This window comes from Burkholderia sp. YIM B11467 (assembly GCF_052952715.1).
On sequence record NZ_JBQVSQ010000008.1, the window covers coordinates 320,936 to 341,051 of the forward strand.

At 67.0% G+C, this 20,116-nt stretch carries 16 protein-coding genes; 4 read left to right on the forward strand and 12 right to left on the reverse strand.

Features of this window, described 5'->3' with window-relative positions; all coding sequences use genetic code 11:
* Positions 1 to 45 precede the first annotated feature (45 nt).
* From pdxA to ACTRWB_RS26960, 3 genes are read right to left on the reverse strand one after another with little or no spacing between them, the layout of a single operon-like run.
* Positions 46 to 1,035 (reverse strand): 4-hydroxythreonine-4-phosphate dehydrogenase PdxA, encoded by a 990-nt coding sequence (gene pdxA, locus ACTRWB_RS26950; RefSeq protein ID WP_446903616.1) that lies wholly within the window; start codon positions 1,033 to 1,035, stop codon positions 46 to 48.
* Positions 1,036 to 1,046: 11 nt separating this feature from the next.
* Positions 1,047 to 2,405, reverse strand: coding sequence for a peptidylprolyl isomerase (locus ACTRWB_RS26955; protein WP_412023052.1), 1,359 nt, complete (start codon positions 2,403 to 2,405; stop codon positions 1,047 to 1,049).
* A gap of 51 nt (positions 2,406 to 2,456) precedes the next feature.
* Positions 2,457 to 4,817 (reverse strand): LPS-assembly protein LptD, encoded by a 2,361-nt coding sequence (locus tag ACTRWB_RS26960; RefSeq protein ID WP_446903617.1) that lies wholly within the window; start codon positions 4,815 to 4,817, stop codon positions 2,457 to 2,459.
* A gap of 212 nt (positions 4,818 to 5,029) precedes the next feature.
* Here ACTRWB_RS26960 and ACTRWB_RS26965 point away from each other — a divergent pair, with 212 nt between their 5' ends.
* Together ACTRWB_RS26965 and murU are read left to right on the forward strand one after the other, a co-directional pair.
* Positions 5,030 to 6,079, forward strand: a complete 1,050-nt coding sequence (locus ACTRWB_RS26965; RefSeq protein WP_446903618.1) for an aminoglycoside phosphotransferase family protein — start codon at positions 5,030 to 5,032, stop codon at positions 6,077 to 6,079.
* Between the two features lie 31 nt (positions 6,080 to 6,110).
* Positions 6,111 to 6,830 carry an N-acetylmuramate alpha-1-phosphate uridylyltransferase MurU gene (murU, locus tag ACTRWB_RS26970; RefSeq protein ID WP_446903619.1) on the forward strand — a complete coding sequence of 240 codons (720 nt, stop codon included), beginning with the start codon at positions 6,111 to 6,113 and terminating at the stop codon, positions 6,828 to 6,830.
* Between the two features lie 84 nt (positions 6,831 to 6,914).
* On the opposite strand, the gene ACTRWB_RS26975 is transcribed toward murU, so the two are convergent.
* Positions 6,915 to 8,786: an ABCB family ABC transporter ATP-binding protein/permease gene (locus tag ACTRWB_RS26975; protein WP_412023048.1), complete on the reverse strand. Its 1,872-nt coding sequence runs from the start codon at positions 8,784 to 8,786 to the stop codon at positions 6,915 to 6,917.
* Between the two features lie 175 nt (positions 8,787 to 8,961).
* On the opposite strand from ACTRWB_RS26975, the gene ACTRWB_RS26980 reads away from it, so the two are divergent.
* Positions 8,962 to 9,357, forward strand: coding sequence for an acyl-CoA thioesterase (locus tag ACTRWB_RS26980; RefSeq protein WP_048242730.1), 396 nt, complete (start codon positions 8,962 to 8,964; stop codon positions 9,355 to 9,357).
* 38 nt (positions 9,358 to 9,395) lie between these two features.
* Here ACTRWB_RS26980 and ACTRWB_RS26985 read toward each other — a convergent pair whose 3' ends face one another.
* On the reverse strand, positions 9,396 to 9,878 hold the full coding sequence (locus ACTRWB_RS26985) for a nitrate reductase associated protein (RefSeq protein ID WP_048242731.1): 483 nt from the start codon (positions 9,876 to 9,878) through the stop codon (positions 9,396 to 9,398).
* A 115-nt stretch (positions 9,879 to 9,993) separates the two neighbouring features.
* Between ACTRWB_RS26985 and fdhD the strand changes: the two genes are divergently transcribed.
* The gene (fdhD, locus tag ACTRWB_RS26990; RefSeq protein WP_413463968.1) at positions 9,994 to 10,848 is read left to right on the forward strand and encodes a formate dehydrogenase accessory sulfurtransferase FdhD; all 855 of its coding nucleotides are present in this window, start codon (positions 9,994 to 9,996) and stop codon (positions 10,846 to 10,848) included.
* Between the two features lie 37 nt (positions 10,849 to 10,885).
* Here fdhD and ACTRWB_RS26995 read toward each other — a convergent pair whose 3' ends face one another.
* The 7 genes from ACTRWB_RS26995 to nudB form a co-directional block, all read right to left on the reverse strand.
* Positions 10,886 to 11,653: an enoyl-CoA hydratase gene (locus ACTRWB_RS26995; RefSeq protein ID WP_419685307.1), complete on the reverse strand. Its 768-nt coding sequence runs from the start codon at positions 11,651 to 11,653 to the stop codon at positions 10,886 to 10,888.
* 91 nt (positions 11,654 to 11,744) lie between these two features.
* The gene (locus ACTRWB_RS27000) at positions 11,745 to 12,944 is read right to left on the reverse strand and encodes an acetyl-CoA C-acyltransferase (protein ID WP_129512937.1); all 1,200 of its coding nucleotides are present in this window, start codon (positions 12,942 to 12,944) and stop codon (positions 11,745 to 11,747) included.
* Positions 12,945 to 13,014: 70 nt separating this feature from the next.
* Complete coding sequence (locus ACTRWB_RS27005; RefSeq protein ID WP_048242735.1) at positions 13,015 to 15,450, reverse strand: 3-hydroxyacyl-CoA dehydrogenase/enoyl-CoA hydratase family protein; 2,436 nt, start codon at positions 15,448 to 15,450, stop codon at positions 13,015 to 13,017.
* A 113-nt stretch (positions 15,451 to 15,563) separates the two neighbouring features.
* On the reverse strand, positions 15,564 to 17,351 hold the full coding sequence (locus ACTRWB_RS27010; protein ID WP_129512938.1) for an acyl-CoA dehydrogenase C-terminal domain-containing protein: 1,788 nt from the start codon (positions 17,349 to 17,351) through the stop codon (positions 15,564 to 15,566).
* 58 nt (positions 17,352 to 17,409) lie between these two features.
* Positions 17,410 to 18,009, reverse strand: coding sequence for a TetR/AcrR family transcriptional regulator (locus tag ACTRWB_RS27015; RefSeq protein WP_047898994.1), 600 nt, complete (start codon positions 18,007 to 18,009; stop codon positions 17,410 to 17,412).
* A 200-nt stretch (positions 18,010 to 18,209) separates the two neighbouring features.
* Complete coding sequence (gene clsB / locus ACTRWB_RS27020) at positions 18,210 to 19,484, reverse strand: cardiolipin synthase ClsB (protein ID WP_129512939.1); 1,275 nt, start codon at positions 19,482 to 19,484, stop codon at positions 18,210 to 18,212.
* Positions 19,481 to 19,975: a dihydroneopterin triphosphate diphosphatase gene (nudB, locus tag ACTRWB_RS27025; protein WP_343492411.1), complete on the reverse strand. Its 495-nt coding sequence runs from the start codon at positions 19,973 to 19,975 to the stop codon at positions 19,481 to 19,483. Before nudB ends, clsB begins: the two co-directional genes overlap by 4 nt.
* Positions 19,976 to 20,116 lie beyond the last annotated feature (141 nt).

Genomic DNA, 20,116 nt, shown 5'->3' on the forward strand with positions numbered 1-20,116 from the left:
TGAGTAAAACGAAAAATACGACGAATGAGGTGAGGCCGGGCCGCGTCAGGCGGCGCGGCGATGGCGCGCCATCGTGACGGCCGTGTCGAGCGCGGCAATCATGCTGCCCGGATCCGCGCGGCCCGTGCCGGCCAGATCGAGCGCGGTGCCGTGATCGACCGACGTACGGATGATCGGCAGCCCGAGCGTCACGTTGATGCCCTCGCCGAACGTCGCGTACTTCAGCACGGGCAAACCCTGGTCATGGAACATCGCGAGCACGCAATCGGCGTCCGCGAGATGGCGCGGCTGGAACAGCGTGTCGGCCGGATACGGGCCGCGCGCGTCGATACCCTGCGCTTGCGCGCGGGCCAGCGCCGGCGAGATCACGTCGATCTCCTCGCGGCCGAGATAACCGTTCTCGCCTGCGTGCGGGTTGAGGCCCGTCACGAGGATGCGCGGCGCGGCGAGACCGAAGTCGCGCCGCAGGTCGCGATCGATGATCGCGAGCGTCTCGACGAGCCCGTCGATCGTCAGCGCGGCCGACACGTCCTTCAGCGGCAGGTGCGTCGTCGCGAGCGCGACGCGCAGCGGCTTGTCGCCGGTGCCCGCCAGCATCATCACGACACGCGGCGTATGCGTGCGCTCCGCCAGGTATTCGGTATGGCCGGTGAACGGCACGCCCGCATCGTTGATCGTGCTCTTCTGCAGCGGCGCGGTAACGATCGCGTCGTACCGGCCTGCCAGCGCGCCGTCGATCGCCGCGTCGAGCAGCCCGAGCACGTACCGGCCGTTCGCCGCGTCGAGCTTGCCCGCCTGAGCGGGAACGGCGAGCGCGCAATGCGCGACCGACACCTGCCCGCCACCGGCAAGCGTGGTGCGGTCGGCGCCGACGGCTGCCGCACGCGCGTCGAGCAGCGCGGCATCGCCGAGCACGGTGAAATGCGCGTCGGGCCAGCGCTGCGCGGCGTCACGCAGCGCCTGCACGGTCAGCTCCGGGCCGACTCCCGCGGGTTCGCCAGTCGTGATCGCGATCTGCAGCGCGGGCGTGGTCATCCGAAGCTCGCTCAGTTGGCCGGACCGGCGCCGCCGATCTTGTACTGAACGTACGACGAATCGCGCAGCTCGCGCAGCCAGTCGGCATACGCCTGCTCGGCCTTGCGCTGGCCGATCGCCTGGCGCGCGATGTCCATCTGCTGCTGCACCGAGCCTTCCGCGTCGCGGCGGTTCAGCACCTGGATCAGGTGGTAGCCGTATTCGGTACGAATCGGCTGGCTGATCTGGCCGTCCTGCAGGTTGTTCATCGCACGCTCGAATTCCGGCACGGTCTCGCCCGGGCTGATCCAGCCGAGATCGCCGCCCTGCGACGCCGAACCGTCCTGCGAGTAGGTACGCGCGAACTTCGCGAAATCGCCGCCGGCCTCGACCTGCTTGCGGATGTCGACCAGTTGCTGGCGCGCCTGGCCTTCCGACTTGCCCTCGCCCACGCGCAGCAGGATGTGGCGCACGTGCGTCTGGACGATCTTCGGCGCCGCGGCCGTCGCGCCCTGGCTCTGGCGGCGGTCGACGAGACGCACGATCTCGAAGCCGTCCGGCACGCGGATCAGCGTCGGGTTGACCTCGCCCGGGCGCAGCTTCGAGGCGGCATCGACGACTTCGGCCGGCAGCGTGCTCGGCGCCTTGAAGCCGAGATCACCGCCCTTCTTCGCGTCGTTCGCTTCCGAATTGTTCTTCGCGAGCCGCTCGAAATCGGCGCCCGACTTCGCCTGCTGCAGCAGCGCTTCGGCCTTCTTCTGCGCGGCGTCGATGTCGGCCTGCGGCGCGTTGGTCGGCGCCTTGATGAAGATGTGCTGGAAGCGCAGGTCCTGCTGCTGGGCCGCGTTCGGCCCGCGCTGGCTCGCGATGTAGTTCGCGACTTCGGCGTCCGACACGGTGATCTTGCCGTCGACCTCGCGCTCGCGCAGCTTCGACAGCATCAGCTCGGTGCGCGCATCGCTCGTGAAGATGCTCCACGGCACGCCTTGCGCCTCGAGACGCGCGCGATACTGGTCGAGCGTCATCCCGTTCGCTTGCGCGAGACGCTGCAGCGTGGACTGCACGGTCGCATCGTCGATGCGGATCCCGTCGTCCTTGGCCTTCTGCACCTGGATCCGCTCGAGCACCATCTGGTTCAGCACCTGTGCGCGCAACTGGTCGTCAGGCGGCACCGGCGCGTTCTGCTGCTGCAGGCGGCGCGCGATCAGGCCGGCGCGCTGGTCGAGTTCGCGGCTCGTGATCACGTCGTTGTTGACGACCGCGACGACTTCGTCGGCGAGCTGCGCACCTTGCGAACCGAGCGCCTGCGCCGCGGCCGGCGCGGCGGCGAGCAGCACGGCGGACGCGGCGAGGCTGGACACGACTGCCGCGAAACGAAGGTTTTTCTTCATTGCCACTGAAACTCCATTGAAATCGTGCTGACCGGTGCAGACAAGCCGGCGTTACTCGTAGTTGCTGAAGCGGGACATCGGCGGCGGCGGCGACGGTAACGGCGTGTAGCCAGCCACCCCGGCGCGGAATGCGGACACGAGGCCGTTGTCGATGGTCGACAACCCCTTGAGCGTGAGCTGCATCATGAAACGCGTCGACGAACTCTGCTGTCCCGACGTATTGATGCCGTTCGCGGCCCGCTGCACGCCGACCCCGAGCGCCCAGCAATCCGCGTCGTATTGTAAGCCGAGCAGACCGTCGACCACGCGATCGCCGGCGAGATCGAAGTTGAAGCGGCCGATCGCATACAGGCGGCGCGTGAGCGGCCATTGCGCGGACACCAGAAACTGGTTGATCGGCAGGCCGGCGAGCGTGGGGGTCGCGCGCGTATAGCGGTAGCCGACGTTGATCACGCGGCGCTCGCCCGGGCTGTAACCGAAACCGATGCTCGACTTCGCGAGCTGGTTGTTGTTCTGGTTGTACTGGAACGCCGTCTCCGACATGAAGCCCGAGCCGAGCTTCAGCGAGGCGCCGACGATCAGGTCCGAGTGGCGCGCCTGCGCGGCGGTCTGGCCGGAATTCAGCGTGACGCGCTGATCGGCGAAGTAGTACTGCTGCGCGATCACGAAACGCGCACGCTCGTCGCCGGTGCGCGGGTCGATGAAGCGCGACGTGAGGCCGGCCGTGATCCGGTTCGCATCGGCGATCCGGTCGTTGCCGACGAACGTGTTCGGCTGGTAGATCTCCGCGAGGCCGAAGTCCGATTCCGCAGTGTCGAACAGCGGCGCGTTCGACTGGTCGCGGTACGGCGTGTACACGTAGTACAGGCGCGGCTCGAGGGTCTGGATGAAGTCCTGGCCGAACAGGTGCACCGAGCGGTCGAAGATCAGGCCCGTATCGAAGCTCACGGTCGGGATCGACTCGGTGAAGCGCTTCGGGCTGTTCGGCGTTTTCGACGACAGGTAGCTCAGGTCGTACGACGCGAAGTGGTACTGGACCTTCGGCACGACGAAGTAGCCAGGGCCGTACACGCCGTACGCGATGTACGGGTTGAAGACGATCCGGTCGCCTTGGGTCGCATCGGCCGTCGTGATGCGGAACCGCGAATAGTCGGCTTCCGCGCCGTAGTCGAAGCCGCCGACGTTGTACTTCGTGTACTTCACGTTCAACTGCGGCTCGCGGCTGTACGGCGCGGTCGACGGCGGCAGCGTCTGCCAGTGCTGGTAGCGCGTGAGCACCGACCACGGGCCGTTGTTGTACGTGAGGCCCGCTTCCTGCTGGTACAGCGTCTGCGTCCCGTTGATGAACTGGTTCGACGAACCGAGATCTTCGGGATAGTTGTTGTCCGAGACCTTGTTGTAGTAGACGTAGCCGCCGAAACCGCCGCCGAAGTTCTGCTGGTGCTGCCAGTAGATCGCGTAGCGGTTGCGGTGCGCGAGCCGGTCATCCGGCAGGTAATTGGCCGTAAACGTGCCCGAATACGACGGCGACAGGTAGCGGAACGTCGCCTCGGTCATCACGCCGCGCCGCGAGATGATGCGCGGCGTGAGCGTCAGGTCGCGGTTCGGCGCGATGTTGAAGTAGTACGGCAGCGTCAGCTCGAACCCGTTGCTCGAGTTCACCGAGAACGTCGGCGGCAGCAGGCCGCTGCGCCGATCGCCCGACAGCGGGAACGTCATCCACGGGCTCGCGAAGATCGGCACGCCCTGGAAGAACAGCACGCTGTTGCGCACGGTGCCTTCGTCGGCGCCCGTATCGAAGTCGAAGCGGCTGCCCTTGATGTACCACGCGGGGTTCGTCGAGCACTGGCACGCGGTGTAGGTGCCGTTGAAGAACACCGAGCGCTCGTTGTCGAGCATGTCGGCGCGCTCCGCGCTGCCCGACCCGCCCGTCATGTTGAAGTGATACTTCGGCGCCGTCATGAAGCCCTGGTTCGCCTCGATCTTCAGATGCGCCTCGGGGCCGACGAATGACGTGCCGGAATTGAATACCCTGACCTGGCCGTACGCATCGGCCATGTCGGTATCCTGATCGTAGTGGATCGCGTCGGCCTTCACGATGGCCTCACCGCGCCGCAGTTCGGCCGAACCCTTCGCGGCAAGATCCTGCTCGGCCGTGCCGCTCGTGTGGTCGGCGATCACGAAGGCGGCCGGCTTCGCGCCGTCCTTCAGCGGATGATCCTCGAGCTGGGGTGCGAGACGCAGATCCCACGGCGAGTCGAGCGGCTGCGGCTGCGCGGCCGCGCCCGACAGCTGCGCGTACGACACGGCCGGCACGAGGCCGGGCACGGCCAGGAGCGCGAGCGCGAGCCGCCGTTTGCGCGGCGCCCCGTCACCGGGGAAAACATTCGGGAATAGCGTTTTGGGCGGCATCTATCGTTTGGCGAATCGCCCCTTGTCAACCGCGCCTTCACACACGGCGGGCCGCGCCGTCGCACCGCGACTGCGGCTGAGCGCAAACCGGGGAGGCGATCGGGCGGACGGCGCGACAGGCGGCGGGCCTGCACGGCGGAAGCTGACGCGGGGCGCGTCAAAAAAGTCGTGGGGTATTATATGGCAAGACGTTCTCCCCTCCCCCGAGTTTCATGACGCCCCCATCCGCCGCATCCCAGCCCGACGCCCGCCTCGAAGCGCTCACCGCGTGGCTGCACCCGCTCGCCGAGCGCTACGCCCTCGACCTGTCGACCCTCGCGCCGGCGTCGTCGGACGCCAGTTTCCGCCGTTATTTCCGTGTCGCATCGGCCACGAGCCCCGGCGGCACGGTAATCGCCGTCGACGCGCCGCCGCCCGAGAAGTGCCGCGAATTCGTCCAGGTCGCGCAATTGCTCGCCGCGGCCGGCGATCACGTGCCGGACGTGCTGGCCCACGATTTCGACGCGGGCTTCATGCTCGTGACGGACCTCGGCCGCACGTCGTACATCTCGGTGCTCGATCCGGCCGACCCGGCCGCCGCGAAGCCGCTGATGCGCGACGCGCTCGACGCGCTGATCCGCTTCCAGCTCACGTCGAAGCCCGACGTGCTGCCGCCGTTCGACGAGGCGTTCCTGCGCCGGGAAATGGAGCTGATGCCCGAGTGGTACGTCGGCCGCCACCTCGGCAAGCCCGTCACCGACGCGATGCGCGGCACGCTCGACCGCACCTTCGCACTGCTGGTCGCCAGCGCGCATGCGCAGCCGCAGGGTTTCATGCTGCGCGACTTCATGCCGCGCAACCTGATGGTCTGCGAGCCGAACCCGGGCGTGCTCGACTTCCAGGACGCCGTCTACGGGCCGCTGACGTACGACGTCGTGTCGCTGCTGCGCGACGCGTTCATCAGCTGGGACGAGGAGTTCGAGCTCGACTGCTTCGCGTACTACTGGGAAAAGGCGAAAAAGGCCGGCCTGCCGGTCGACCCCGATTTCGGCGAGTTCTACCGCCAGCTCGAATGGATGGGCCTGCAGCGCCACATCAAGGTTCTCGGCCTGTTCGCGCGCATCAATTACCGCGACGGCAAGCCGCACTACCTGAACGACCTGCCGCGCTTCGTCACGAATGCGCGCAAGGTCGCGCTGCGCTACCGCCCGCTCGTGCCGTTCGCGAAGCTGCTCGACGAGCTCGAGGGCAACGCGCCGGCCGACGTCGGCTATACGTTCTGACCGTCCCGACCGACCCGACACCCAGCCGAACATGAGCGACACCCTGACCACGGCGATGATCTTCGCCGCCGGGCGCGGCGAACGGATGCGCCCGCTGACCGACACCCGCCCGAAACCGCTGCTCGAAGTGGGCGGCAAGCCGCTGATCGTGTGGCAGATCGAAGCGCTCGCGCGTGCGGGCATCGAGACGATCGTGATCAACCACGCCTGGCTCGGCGAGCGGATCGAGGCCGCGCTCGGCGACGGTTCGCGCTGGGGCGTGCGGATTGCGTATTCGGCCGAGGGCGACGCGCTGGAGACCGCCGGCGGGATTGCGCAGGCACTGCCGCTGCTGGAGCGCGACGGGCAGTCGACAGTGTTCGTCGCGGTGGCCGGCGACGTGTTCGCCGAGTTCGATTACGGCAAGCTCGCCGTCCGTGCAGCGCGCATGTCGGCGCTCGACGCGCCCGCGATGCATCTCGTGATGGTGCCGAATCCGCCGTTCCATCCGTCCGGCGACTTCGTGCTCGGTGGCGACGGGCGCCTGTCGCTCGACGGCGGCGAGCGCGTCACGTTCGGCAGCATCGGCCTGTACGACACGCGCATGTTCCGCGATCTCGCACCCGGCACGCGACGCGCACTGACGCCGTACTTCCGCGCGACGATCGAAGCCGGACGCGCGAGCGGCGAACTGTACGAAGGCATCTGGGAGAACGTCGGCACGCCCGCGCAACTCGGCGAGCTCGACGCGCGGCTGCGCGCCGCGGACTGACCGAACGACGGACGGTCCGGCAAAGCGCCGCCCGCACACCCTTCCGGCAGTCCGCTGCCTTCCTGCCGCGCGCCGCCCCGCCGCTTACGCGGCCTCGGCCTCTTCCCCGCCCGCCGCCGCGCGCTGCTGCTGCAGCGCCCACATCTGCGCATAGAGCCCATCCGCGCGCACGAGTTCGTCGTGCGTGCCGCGCTCGACGATCTGCCCGTGATCCATCACCAGGATCTGCTGCGCGTGCACGACCGTCGACAGCCGGTGCGCGATCACGAGCGTCGTGCGATGCCGCGCGATCTGGTCGAGCTCGTGCTGGATCGCGCGTTCCGAACGCGAATCGAGCGCCGACGTCGCCTCGTCGAACAGCAGGATCGGCGGATCCTTCAGCAGCGTGCGCGCGATCGCGACGCGCTGCTTCTCGCCGCCCGACAGCTTCAGCCCACGCTCGCCAACCGGCGTGTCATAGCCCTTCGGCAAGCTTTCGATGAAATCGTGGATGTGCGCGGCGCGCGCGGCCGCGACCACCTCGTCGCGGGTCGCGGTCGGCCGGCCGTACGCGATGTTGTAGTAGATCGAATCGTTGAATAGCACGGTGTCCTGCGGCACGATCCCGATCGATGCGCGCAGCGAGTCCTGCGTGACGTCGCGGATGTCCTGGCCGTCGATCCGGATCGCGCCGCCCGCCTGCCGATCGAGATCGTAGAAGCGGAACAGCAGCCGCGACAGCGTCGACTTCCCGGAGCCGCTGTGGCCGACCACCGCGGTCGTCGTGCCCGCGTCGATCGTAAACGTCACGTCGTGCAGGATCGGCCGCGCCGGCTCGTACGCGAAGTTCACGTGCTCGAAGCGCACCTGAGCACCGGCTACCGCGAGCGGCCGTGCATCGGGCAAGTCCGCGACTTCCTTCGCGGACGACAGCAGCCCGAACATCCGGTCCATGTCGGTGAGGCTCTGCTTCAGCTCGCGATAGACGACGCCGAGAAAGTTCAGCGGAATATAGAGCTGCAGCATGAACGTGTTGATCAGCACGAGATCGCCGAGCGTCAGCTTGCCCGCGAGCACGCCCTGCGTCGCGCGCCACAGGATCAGCACGAGCCCCGTGCCGATGATCGCCTGCTGGCCGAAGTTCAGCACCGACAGCGAATTCTGCGAGCGGATCGCGGCCTTCCGGTAGCGCTTCAGGTTCTCGTCGTAGCGCTGCGCTTCCCACTCCTCGTTGCCGAAATACTTCACCGTCTCGTAGTTGATCAGCGAATCGATCGCCCGCGAGTTCGCACGCGAGTCGAGCTCGTTCATCGTGCGGCGGAAGTGCGTGCGCCAGTTGGTGACCTTCACGGTGAACACGATGTACGTGGCCAGCGCCGCGAACGTCACGTACGCGTAATAGGCCTCGTACTTGACCACGAAGAAGCCGAGCACGAGCCCGACCTCGACGAGCGTCGGCAGGATGCTGTACAGCGAATAGGAAATCAGTTGCTGGATGCCGCGTGTGCCGCGCTCGATGTCGCGCGACATGCCGCCCGTCTGGCGTTCGAGATGGAAGCGCAGCGACAGCCCGTGCAGGTGCCTGAACACCTGCAGCGCGAGCTGGCGCACCGCGCTCTCGGTGACCTTCGAGAACAGGATCTCGCGCAGTTCGGTAAACAGCGACGTCGACAGCCGGACGAGCGCATACGCGATGACCAGCAGCCCGACGCCGCCCGCGAGCACGATGCCGGCCGACTGTTCGGCGCGGCCGAGCGCGGTGAGCTGCTGCACGGACGACAGGTGGTCGACGATGCGCTTCATCACGACCGGCACGCCAAGGTTGGCGACCTTCGCACCGATCAGGCAGCCGAGCGCGAGCGCGACGCGCCATTTGTAGGTGGCCAGATACGGCAGCAGCGACCGGATGGTCTGCCAGTCGTTGCGGGGCCCGGTCGAAGCCGGCGCGGGCTCACCGGAAGCAGGAAATCGGCGCATGGGGGGAAGGATCGGCGGCAGTGCCGGACGCGTGCATCGGCGGCCGGCTCGCCCGCTTTCTCGTACAATTTGCGAACGTTGTATTGTCGCAGAAGCCGCTTCGCGCCGCTGCCGGCGGCCTCGCCGGCCAGCCTGCGCGCGGCGGCCTATTTATTACAGGATGAAAGCCCCCGCCATGACCGATTCGACCCTCGACCTCCCGCAAATGCAGCCCGCGCTGCGCGTCGTCCCGCAACCGCACGACGCGAACGTCCACGGCGACGTGTTCGGCGGCTGGATCATGTCGCAGGTCGACATCGCTGGCTCGATCCCCGCGAGCCAGCGCGCGAACGGCCGCGTCGCGACGGTCGCGGTCAACTCGTTCGTGTTCAAGCAGCCGGTGTTCGTCGGCGATCTGCTGAGCTTCTACGCGACCATCACGCGCACCGGCAACACGTCGATCACGGTCGACGTCGAGGTGTACGCGCAGCGCATGCGCCTGATGGGCGAAGTCGTGAAGGTCACCGAAGCGACGCTCACATACGTCGCGACCGGCCCGGACCGTAAGCCGCGGCAACTGCCGCCGCTCTGACGGGCGAGCGCCGCGTTGCGGCGCGGCACGCGGCCACGTCAGTGCGTGGCCGTCAGCCCGAACTCCCGCATCGCGGGCAGGAAATCGTGATTCAGCTTCGGCTTGCGCGACAGCTTCACCAGCACGTAGCGCTGGAACGGCGCGAGCCGCTGCCACTGCGCGAGCGCGGGCGCCGACAGCCCGGCCAGCGCGCTCTGCTGCACGAGCGACTCCGGCACCGTATCGACGGCGCGCCAGGTCGGCCGCTCGTCCGGCTGGAACCATGACGGTTCCAGATCGGCATGCGTGCGCAGCATTTCGAACAACGCGTGATCGAAGTTGGGCTCGATCGCGGTGTCGTCGTCGGCCGGAAAGCGCGCGAGCAGCTTGCGGTCCTCGAGCGGCAGCAGCTGCCATTGCTCGAGCGAAATCCGCAAACCGAAGCGGTCGAGGTTGAAACGCACGATCATCGGGATGTACGTGAAGTTTTCCGACGAATCGTGTTCGAAATTGAATAGCAACGGAGCGTCGCTGAGTCCCATGGTCGTTACCTGACTTGGCGGATGCCGGCGCGGCCGGCCTGCCTGAGGTATTTTAGAACCTCTGCGCGCGGGCGGCGGACACGATTGTCGCCGGCCGTGCTTCGAATCAACGGGAGTGCTCGTGAATCCGACCAAGATCGATCAACCGCGCGACGAACCGGGCGCCGAACCGCGCGGCGCGATCGAACTGTCCGTCAGCCGCACGCGCGGCGGCACCGTCGAAACCGCGCACGACTACGTCGGCCAGGAATGGCCCGTCGCACTTGTCTTCAACGGCATCTCGCATGCGGTGATGATGTGTACGCCATGCGACCTCGAGGCGTTCGCGGTCGGTTTCGCGATCTCGGAAGGCATCGTCGCGCGCGGCAGCGACATCAAGGACATCGAGGTGATCCTGCATACCGACGCGCCGCTGCCGCACGCGGAAGTGCACCTGGAAGTCGTCCAGCAGGCGTTCGCCGCGCTGAAGGACCGGCGCCGCGCGCTCGCGGGGCGCACCGGCTGCGGCGTGTGCGGGATCGAAAGCATCGATTTGCTCGACCTCGCGCCCGAACGCGTGCCCGACACGGGCTTTCTCGCGCGCCTCGCACCCGACGCGCTGGCACGCGCGGCGCATGCGCTGCCGGCCCACCAGGCGCTCACGCAGCTCACGGGCGGCCTGCATGCGGCCGCGTGGTGCGACGCAACAGGCGCGATCCGGACGGCGTTCGAGGACGTCGGCCGCCACAACGCGCTGGACAAACTGATCGGCTCGCTCGTGCTGTCGCGCGCCGACACGACCGACGGCTTCGTGTTCCTGTCGAGCCGCGCGAGCTACGAGCTCGTGCGCAAGGCCGCGCGGGTCGGCATCCCGCTGGTCGCGACGATCTCCGCGCCGTCGTCGCTCGCGATCGACATCGCGAAGGCGGCCGGTTTGCGGCTCGTCAGCTTCTGCCGCGAAACCGGCCACGTCGACTACGGCACGGCCTGATCGCGCCGGCGGTCCCCCGCCGGCGCGGCCCGTTCCGTCAGTCGAACTGACGGAAATCCGGCTTGCGCTTCTCGAAGAACGCCGTCATCGCCTCGCGCGCTTCCGGCGCGCGCAGCATCGCGGAGAAATGCCCCGCCTCTTCGGCCATCCGCGCGGCGGTCGCCACGCCGCCCGTATCCTTCAGCAGCGCCTTCGTCACGCGCAGCGACGACGCCGGCAGCGCCGCGAGCTTCGCCGCCTGCTTCGCCGCGAACGCGTCGAGCTCGGCCGCCGGCAGCACGCGGTTCACGATACCGATCCGGTGCGCTTCCAGTGCGTCGAACGCCTCGCCGAGCAGCAGCTTCTCCGCGGCGACCTGATGGCCGGCCAGGCGCGGCAGCAGCACGCTCGATGCGGCTTCCGGGCACAGCCCGAGCTGCGCGAACGGCAGAGAGAACACTGCGGTATCGGCCGCGTAGACCAGATCGCAGTGCAACAGCATCGTCACGCCGACGCCGACCGCGATGCCCGGCACCGCAGCGACGACCGGTTTCTGCGCACTGCTGATCCGCGCGAGGAACTGGAACACCGATGCGGTCTCATCCTTCGGCGGCGCCTTCAGGAAATCCTCGAGATCGTTCCCCGCGCTGAAATTGCCGTCGCTGCCGCGCAGCAGGATCACACGGACCGCCTTGTCTTCCTGCGCGTCGGCGAGTGCATCGGCCATCGTCTGGTACATCGCCGCCGTCAGCGCATTCTTCTTCGCCGGGCGCGCGATCGTGATCGTCATCACGCCTTCGGCGCGTTCCACTTGAATTTCGGACACAACCGTCTCCTTTGACTTGCCTCTACCGGAATGAAAAAACGGTGCGCGAGCTCGTGGCCCGCGCACCGTCGTCGCTATGGTCGCGTCCCGCTTACAGACGTTCGATGATGCCTGCGGCGCCCATGCCGGTGCCGACGCACATCGTGACCATGCCGTACTTCAGGTTGCGGCGGCGCAGGCCGTGCACGACGGTCGCCGCGCGGATCGCGCCGGTCGCGCCGAGCGGGTGGCCGAGTGCGATCGCGCCGCCCAGCGGGTTGACCTTCGAAGGGTCGAGGCCGAGATCGCGGATCACCGCCAGCGATTGCGCGGCGAACGCCTCGTTCAGCTCGATCCAGTCGAGATCGTCCTGCTTCAGGCCCGCGGCCTTCAGCGCGGCCGGAATCGCTTCCTTCGGGCCGATGCCCATGATTTCCGGCGGCACGCCGCGCACCGCGAAGCTCACGAAGCGCGCGAGCGGCGTCAGGTTGAACTCCTTGAGCACCTTCTCCGACACGACCAGCAGCGCACCCGCGCCGTCCGACGTCTGCGAGCTGTTGCCGGCCGTGACCGAACCCTTGTTCGCGAACACCGCGCGCAGCTTCGCGAGGCCTTCGATCGACGTATCCGCACGCGGACCTTCGTCGAGCGCGATCTCGCGCGTCTTCACGTCGACTTCACCCGTTGCCAGGTTCGGGAAACGCTCGGTGAGCGTGTACGCGGCGATCTCGTCGTTGAACTCGCCGGCCTGCTGCGCGGCGAGCGCCTTGCGGTGCGACTCGACCGAGAACGCGTCCTGGTCTTCGCGGCTCACCTTCCACTGTTCGGCGACACGCTCGGCCGTCAGGCCCATCCCGTACGCGATGCCGAAATCTTCGTTGCGATCGAAGATGTGCGGCGACATCGACGGCTTGTTGCCCATCATCGGCACCATGCTCATCGATTCGCAGCCGCCCGCGAACAGCGCATCCGACTCGCCGACGCGGATGCGGTCGGCCGCCATCGCGAGCGCGGTGATGCCCGACGCGCAGAAACGGTTGACCGTCACGCCGCCGACCGTCTGCGGCAGGCCCGCGAGCAGCGCGCCCATGCGCGCGACGTTCAGGCCCTGTTCGGCTTCCGGAATCGCGCAGCCGATGATCGCGTCCTCGATCAGCTTCGTGTCGAAGCCGGGCACCTGCGCGACTGCCGACTTGATCGCGTGGACCAGCAGCTCGTCCGGGCGCGTGTTCTTGAATACACCGCGCGGTGCCTTGCCGATCGGGGTGCGGCTGGCGGCGACGATGTATGCGTCTTGCAATTGTTTGCTCATTTCAAACTCCTGTTGGACGGAGCGGGTGCTTCGGCGCCCGCTCCGATCCCATGCAAAGTTGTCCGCTCGCTCAGTTACGCACCGGCTTGCCGGTCTGCAACATGCCCATGATCCGTTCCTGCGTCTTCTGCGTGCCGAGCAGCTCGACGAACGCACGGCGCTCCAGCGCGAGCAACCACTGCTCGTCGACGAGGCTGCCGGCTTCGACGTCGCCGCCGCACACGGCTTCGGCGATGCGGCTCGCGATCAGGTAGTCGTGGTCGCTGATGAAACGACCGTCACGCATGTTGACGAGCGATGCCTTGATCGTCGCGATGGCCGAGCGGCCCGCGACCGGCACGTCCTTCGCCCGCAGCGGTGCGCGGTAGCCGGTTGCGGCCAGTGCGCGCGCTTCCTTCTTCGCGGTATCGAGCAGTTCGAACACGTTGAAGATGATCGTGTCGGACGGCTTCAGGTAGCCCATCGCACGTGCGTCGTGCGCGGAAGCCGACACCTTCGCCATCGCCGCGTTCTCGAACGACTTCGTCACGAACTTCAGGATGTCGGTGGTCGCGTTCGCGGCCGTTGCGGCTTCCGCCGCGCGCAGCGCCGCTTCCTTCAGGCCGCCGCCCGCCGGCACGAGGCCGACGCCCACTTCGACGAGACCGACGTAGCTTTCGACGTGCACGACACGCTTCGCGCTGTGCAGCATCAGCTCGCACCCGCCGCCGAGCGCAATGCCCGACACGGCCGCGACGACCGGCACGTTCGCGTACTTCACGCGCAGCATGCCTTCCTGGAACTTCTTCACGAACGGCTCGATGCCCTTCGCGCCGCCCATCATGAACGCGGGCATCGCCTCTTCGAGGTTCGCGCCGGCCGAGAACGGGCCGCCCGGCGTGCCGAGCTTCAGCGACGTCGGCTGCCAGATCACCACGCCCTTGTAGTCCTTCTCCGCGAGTTCGATTGCCTGCACGAGGCCGTCGATCACGCTCGGTCCGATCGTGTTCATCTTCGACTTGAACGACACGATCACGACGTCGTCCTCACCCGCACGGTCGTCGACCCATGCGCGCACCGCGTCGGTCTCGAACAGCGTCTTGCCGTACGACTTCGGATCGGCACCCGCTTCGCCGAGCAGCGGCGCACGGAAGACCTGCTTGCCGTAGACCGCGAGGTCCGAGCGCGGCACGAAACGCTGCGCAGCCGGCGCCCACGAGCCTTCGGCCGTGTGCACGCCGCCCTTCTCGGCAACCGCGCCTTCGAGCACCCACGACGGCAGCGGCACGTTCGCGAGCGCCTTGCCGGCCGCGATGTCTTCCTGCACCCACTCGGCGACCTGCTTCCAGCCGGCAGCCTGCCAGCCTTCGAACGGACCTTCGTTCCAGCCGAAGCCCCAGCGGATCGCGAGGTCGACGTCGCGCGCGTTGTCGGCGATCGACTCGAGATGCACACCGATGTAATGGAACACGTCGCGGAAGATCGACCACAGGAACTGCGCGTGCGGATGATCCGTCTCGCGCAGCAGCTTCAGGCGTTCGGCCGGCGGACGCTTCAGGATGCGGCCGACGGTTTCGTCGGCCTTCGCGCCGGCGTCGACGTAGCTGCCCGTCTTCGCGTCGAGCACCTTGATCGCCTTGCCTTCCTTCTTGTAGAAACCGCCGCCCGTCTTCTGACCGAGCGCGCCCTGCTTCACCAGTTCGGCGAGCACGGCAGGCGTCTGGTAGACCGGGAAGAACGGATCGTCGGCCAGGTTGTCCTGCATCGTCTTGATCACGTGCGCCATCGTGTCGAGGCCGACCACGTCCGCGGTGCGGAACGTCGCCGACTTCGCGCGGCCAAGGCGGCTGCCCGTCAGATCGTCGACTTCGTCGAAGCGCAGGCCGAACTTCGCGGCCTCGGTGATCACCGCGAGGATCGAGAAGATGCCGACGCGGTTCGCGATGAAGTTCGGCGTGTCCTTCGCGCGCACGACGCCCTTGCCGACGATACTCGTCAGGAACGTCTCGAGCTGGTCGAGGATCTCCGGGCGCGTATGCGCGGTCGGGATCAGCTCGACGAGGTGCATGTAGCGCGGCGGGTTGAAGAAGTGCACGCCGCAGAAGCGCGACTTCAGCTCGTCCGAGAAACCTTCGGACAGCTTCGTGATCGACAGGCCCGACGTGTTGGTCGCGAAGATCGCGTTCGGCGCGATGTGCGGTGCGACCTTCTTGTACAGGTCGTGCTTCCAGTCCATCCGCTCGGCGATCGCCTCGATCACGACGTCGCACTCGGCGAGCTTCGCGATGTCGTCTTCGTAGTTGGCTGCCTCGAGGTACTTCGCGTCGTCCTTCACGCCGAACGGCGCGGGCGACAGCTTCTTCAGGTTCTCGATCGCCTTCAGCGCGATCGCGTTTTTCGGGCCTTCCTTGGCCGGCAGGTCGAACAGCAGCACCGGCACGCGCGCGTTGATGAGGTGCGCGGCGATCTGCGCGCCCATCACGCCGGCGCCCAGCACGGCGACCTTGCGAATCAGGAAATTGCTCACGGGATGTCTCCGGATTATGTCGTGCAGCGCGAGGGGTGGGGGCTGCACGGCGAAGTGAGTACCAGGAACCGTTGCGTTCGGGCGGCGCGCATCGCGCACCGCCCGGACTCGCATCAGAACAGCGATTCGTCGACTTCCATCAGCGTCTTCGAACCGGCGCGCGCGGCGCGGATCGTCGATGCCGTCTCGGGCAGCAGGCGCGCGAAGTAGAAGCGGGCCGTCGCGAGCTTCGACTTGTAGAACGGATCGCCCGACGCTTCGTTGTCGAGTGCGAGGCGTGCCATCCGCGCCCAGAAGTACGAGAACACCAGGTGGCCGACGGTACGCAGGTACGGCACGGCGGCAGCACCGACTTCGTCGGGGTTCTGCATCGCCTTCATGCCGATTTCCATCGTCAACTTCTGCACCTTGTCGCCGATGTCGGCGAGCGGGTTGATGAACTCGGCCATTTCCGGCTTCACGCCTTCGGCTTCCGCGAATTCCGTGACGAGCTTGCCGAACTTCTTCAGCTTCGCGCCCATGTCGCCGAGCACCTTGCGACCCAGCAGGTCGAGCGACTGGATCGAGTTCGTGCCTTCGTAGATCATGTTGATCCGCGCGTCGCGCACGTACTGCTCCATGCCCCACTCGGAGATGAAGCCGTGGCCGCCGTAGATCTGCATCGCGTGGTTCGTGCACTCGAATGCGTTGTCGGTCAGGAACGCCTTGATGATCGGCGTGAGCAGCGCGACGAGGTCGGCCGCTTCCTTGCGCACCGCTTCATCGGCGTGCGACAGCTCCTTGTCGATCTGCAGCGCGGACCAGTACGTGAACGCGCGCGCGCCTTCCGCATAGGCCTTCTGCGTGAGCAGCATGCGGCGCACGTCCGGGTGCACGATGATCGGGTCGGCCGGCTTGTCCGGTGCCTTCGGGCCCGTCAGCGAGCGCATCTGCAGGCGCTCCTTCGCATACGTAAGCGAGTTCTGATACGCGACTTCCGTGAGGCCGAGGCCTTGTGCGCCAACGCCGAGACGGGCCGCGTTCATCATCACGAACATCGCGTTCAAGCCCTTGTTCGGCTCGCCGACCATCCAGCCCTTCGCGTTGTCGAGGTTCATCACGCAGGTCGAATTGCCGTGGATGCCCATCTTGTGCTCGATCGAGCCGCACTTGATGCCGTTGCGCTCGCCCGGCTCGCCCGCTGCGTCGGGAATGAATTTCGGCACGATGAACAGCGAAATGCCCTTCGTGCCCTGCGGCGCTTCCGGCAGGCGCGCGAGCACGAGGTGGACGATGTTCTCCGCCATGTCGTGTTCGCCGCTCGAGATGAAGATCTTCGTGCCGCTGATCGAGTAGGAGCCGTCGCCGTACGGTTCGGCCTTGGTGCGCAGGATGCCGAGGTCGGTGCCGCAGTGTGGCTCGGTCAGGCACATCGTGCCGGTCCATTCGCCCGTCACGAGCTTCGGCAGGTAGGCCTTCTGCAGTTCCGGCGCGCCGTGCGCGTGCAGGCATTCGTACGCGCCGTGCGACAGGCCCGGATACATCGTCCATGCCTGGTTCGCCGAATTCATCATTTCGTAGAGCGCGTTGTTCACGAACGCGGGCAGGCCCTGGCCGCCGTAGTCCGGATCGCAGCCGAGCGCCGGCCAGCCGGCCTCGACGTATTGCTGGTAGGCCTCCTTGAAGCCGGTCGGGGTCTTCACGACGCCGTCGCCTTCATACGTGCAGCCTTCGCGGTCGCCGACCTGGTTCAGCGGGAACAGCACCTCGGAGCAGAACTTGCCCGCTTCTTCGAGGACCTGGTTGATCGTGTCGGCGTCGAGGTCCGCATGCTTGGGCATTTGCTTGACTTCGGCTTCGACGTTCAGAAGCTCGTGCAACACGAATTGCATGTCGCGCAGCGGCGCGGCGTACTGTCCCATGACTCTCTCCAAAGGTGGGCAAAACGGCTCGAGCTCCTGGCGGGCGGTTGACGCGCCGCTAACGGCTCTCGCTCTGATACGAAACAATCGTCTTTTCCAGCGCGGCCCACGTGAGGCGCACGGCGTCCGGCGAATGCAGGAAGCGTGCGTCGTGATGCAGGCCGAGCGTGAAGCTGTACAGCTCGAAGAGCATCAGGTCCGGATCGGTATCCGTGCGCAGATGCCCCTCTTCCATCGCCTGCGAAATGGCGCGCAGCAACGCGGCACGCCAGGCTGTCACGCTCGCGATCAACTGCTCGCGCACGGGGCTGTCCGGCCGGTCGTCGTACTCCACTGCGCCGCTGATGTAGATGCACCCAGTCGTCACCTCCTGGATGCGCTTCTCGATCCAGCGCGCCAGCATCGCCCGCAGACGCGGCAGACCGCGCGACTCGCGCAGGCTCGGAAAGAACACCTCGTTTTCGAAACGATGGTGGTACTCGCGGACAACCTCGACCTGCAGGTCCTCGCGCGATCCGAAGTGCGCGAACACGCCGCTCTTGCTCATCTGCATGCGCTCGGCCAGCAGGCCGATCGTCAGCCCCTCCAGCCCGTCACGGCTGGCGAGGTCCAAAGCAGCTTCAAGTATCGCGGCACGCGTCTGTTCGCCTTTTCGCATAGCTATTTCTGTAACCGTTCGGGGGTTCGAATAAAATCGAACGGCCGTACTATTATTGAGTGCGGCCGCTCGCGAAACAAGGAAATTATTAGAAACCGGTGTCTAACCGAGCCGCTATTTTGCGCGATTCCGGCGAGGCCGGAGCGGCTTTTCCGCACGAACGTGCGGACAGATTTTTTGAAGCGAACGCTTAGTCCGCGTCAGTCGTAACCGCCGACCGTCAATGCCTTCATCACGACACGATACGTCGTATAGGCCAGCCAGTTCAGCAGACGCTCGATGCGCGGGCGCGCGGCAAATCGCGCGGGATCGATCTCCCGGCCGTCGGCGAACGCTGCCGTGATTGCGTCGCGCAGTTCGTTCGTCACTGCATCGTAGCGCACCAGCACGACGTTCGCCTCATTGTTCAGCATCAGGCTCAGCGCGTCCAGATTCGACGAGCCCACCGTCGCCCAGTTGTCGTCGATCACGGCCACCTTGCCGTGCAGCATCGTCTTGTCGTATTCGGCCACGCGCACGCCCGCGCGCAGCAGCGCATGGTAGAGGAACGGCACGGCCGTATCGAGCGCCGCGAACTCCTTGCGGCCGACCAGGATCCGCACGTCGACGCCGCGCCGCGCGGCGCCCGTCAGCGCGCGGCGCAGCTTGCGGCCCGGCATGAAGTACGGATTCGCGAGCAGGATCTGCTGGCGCGCCTGGCCGATCGCCGCGAGATAGGCCTTCTCGATCGCACGACGGTTCACGACGTTGTCGCGCGCGACGAACGCGACGCTCGGCTCCGTCACGACCCGCAGCGCGCCGGCCTTGATCCACCGGTGGCTGCGCATCCAGCGCCGGAACATGTCGGGGAACGCTTCGCCGCCGTGCAGCCCGGCCGCGTATTGCGCATACGGCTTGTGGCCGAACCGGATCCGGTGCCACTGCAGTTCGAACGCGGCGCGCACGTCGGACACCGCGGGCCCCGCCATCTCGACCGCGAAATCCCAGCGCGGAAACGGCAGCGTCGCGCCGCCCTGCGCATAGTCGTCGACGATGTTGATGCCGCCGCAGAACGCGACCGCGTGATCGATCACCGCGAGCTTGCGGTGCGTGCGCGAGAAGCCGAAGCGGCCGAACAGGAAGCGGTTGTAGATGCTGTGCTCGATGCCGGCCGCGACCCACGTGTCGAACAACGGCAGACGCGCGGTGCCGATGCCGTCGGTGATCACGCGCACGCGCACGCCGCGCTGCGCCGCGCGGATCAGCGCGTCCGACACCGGGCGGCCGGCCGCGTCGTCGCAGAAGATGTAGGTTTCGAGCATCACCTGCTCGCGGGCGGCATCGATGCGTTCGATCAGTGCCGCGAAGAACTCGCCGCCGCCCTCGCACAGTCGCACCGTGTTGCCCGCCGTGAACGCGAGCCGCGACGCGGAGCCGCGTTCCTGCAGGAACATCTGCCGCAATTGCGCGAAACGCTTGCGGGTCTCCGCAGTCATGCGGACGAGCCGTGCGGCGCCCGCGAGAGTGCCACGCGCGCGGGCAATTGCAGGATCGCCTCGGCGTTCGACGGCGAGAAGCAGCGCGCGGCCGCCTCGCGGAACGGCAGCCACGCATGGTCGACATGCTCGCGCGGCGACAGCGTCACGTCGACGCGATGCGGCACGCACAGCCCGAACCAGTGCTCGGTGTTGCGCGTGACGCCCGGTGCATAACGATGCAGGTATTGCGGATAGATCGTGTATTCGATCCGGTGGCGCCAGTCGGCGAGCGCCGTGGCGGGCACGTCCGGCGTGCCGATCGAGATGCCGGTTTCCTCGGCCACTTCGCGTGCGGCGGTGACCGCAAGCGGCTCGTCGAGCGTGTCCTTCGATCCGGTCACCGATTGCCAGAAATCGGGCTGGTCGGCACGCTTGATCACCAGCACATCGAGGTCGGGCGTGTAGATCACGACGAGAACGGATTCGGGGATTTTCGGCGGCTTCGTCATCTTTGTTTCATGCGGCACAGGGCCGCGCGCCGGGCATGTGCTCCGAACGTGCGGCAAGTGCTGCGACTGTACCGCAAAAAACGAAAAAGGCGCATCGCAGCGCCTTTTTCATGTGCGTCGTGTGCGCGTCGCCGCACACAC

Coding starts and splice junctions, on each gene's coding strand:
- pdxA (WP_446903616.1), bottom strand. CDS start 1,035: ATGACCACGCCCGCGCTGCAGATCGCGATCACGACTGGCGAACCCGCG.
- ACTRWB_RS26955 (WP_412023052.1), bottom strand. CDS start 2,405: ATGAAGAAAAACCTTCGTTTCGCGGCAGTCGTGTCCAGCCTCGCCGCG.
- ACTRWB_RS26960 (WP_446903617.1), bottom strand. CDS start 4,817: ATGCCGCCCAAAACGCTATTCCCGAATGTTTTCCCCGGTGACGGGGCG.
- ACTRWB_RS26965 (WP_446903618.1), top strand. CDS start 5,030: ATGACGCCCCCATCCGCCGCATCCCAGCCCGACGCCCGCCTCGAAGCG.
- murU (WP_446903619.1), top strand. CDS start 6,111: ATGAGCGACACCCTGACCACGGCGATGATCTTCGCCGCCGGGCGCGGC.
- ACTRWB_RS26975 (WP_412023048.1), bottom strand. CDS start 8,786: ATGCGCCGATTTCCTGCTTCCGGTGAGCCCGCGCCGGCTTCGACCGGG.
- ACTRWB_RS26980 (WP_048242730.1), top strand. CDS start 8,962: ATGACCGATTCGACCCTCGACCTCCCGCAAATGCAGCCCGCGCTGCGC.
- ACTRWB_RS26985 (WP_048242731.1), bottom strand. CDS start 9,878: ATGGGACTCAGCGACGCTCCGTTGCTATTCAATTTCGAACACGATTCG.
- ACTRWB_RS27000 (WP_129512937.1), bottom strand. CDS start 12,944: ATGAGCAAACAATTGCAAGACGCATACATCGTCGCCGCCAGCCGCACC.
- ACTRWB_RS27010 (WP_129512938.1), bottom strand. CDS start 17,351: ATGGGACAGTACGCCGCGCCGCTGCGCGACATGCAATTCGTGTTGCAC.
- ACTRWB_RS27015 (WP_047898994.1), bottom strand. CDS start 18,009: ATGCGAAAAGGCGAACAGACGCGTGCCGCGATACTTGAAGCTGCTTTG.
- clsB (WP_129512939.1), bottom strand. CDS start 19,484: ATGACTGCGGAGACCCGCAAGCGTTTCGCGCAATTGCGGCAGATGTTC.
- nudB (WP_343492411.1), bottom strand. CDS start 19,975: ATGACGAAGCCGCCGAAAATCCCCGAATCCGTTCTCGTCGTGATCTAC.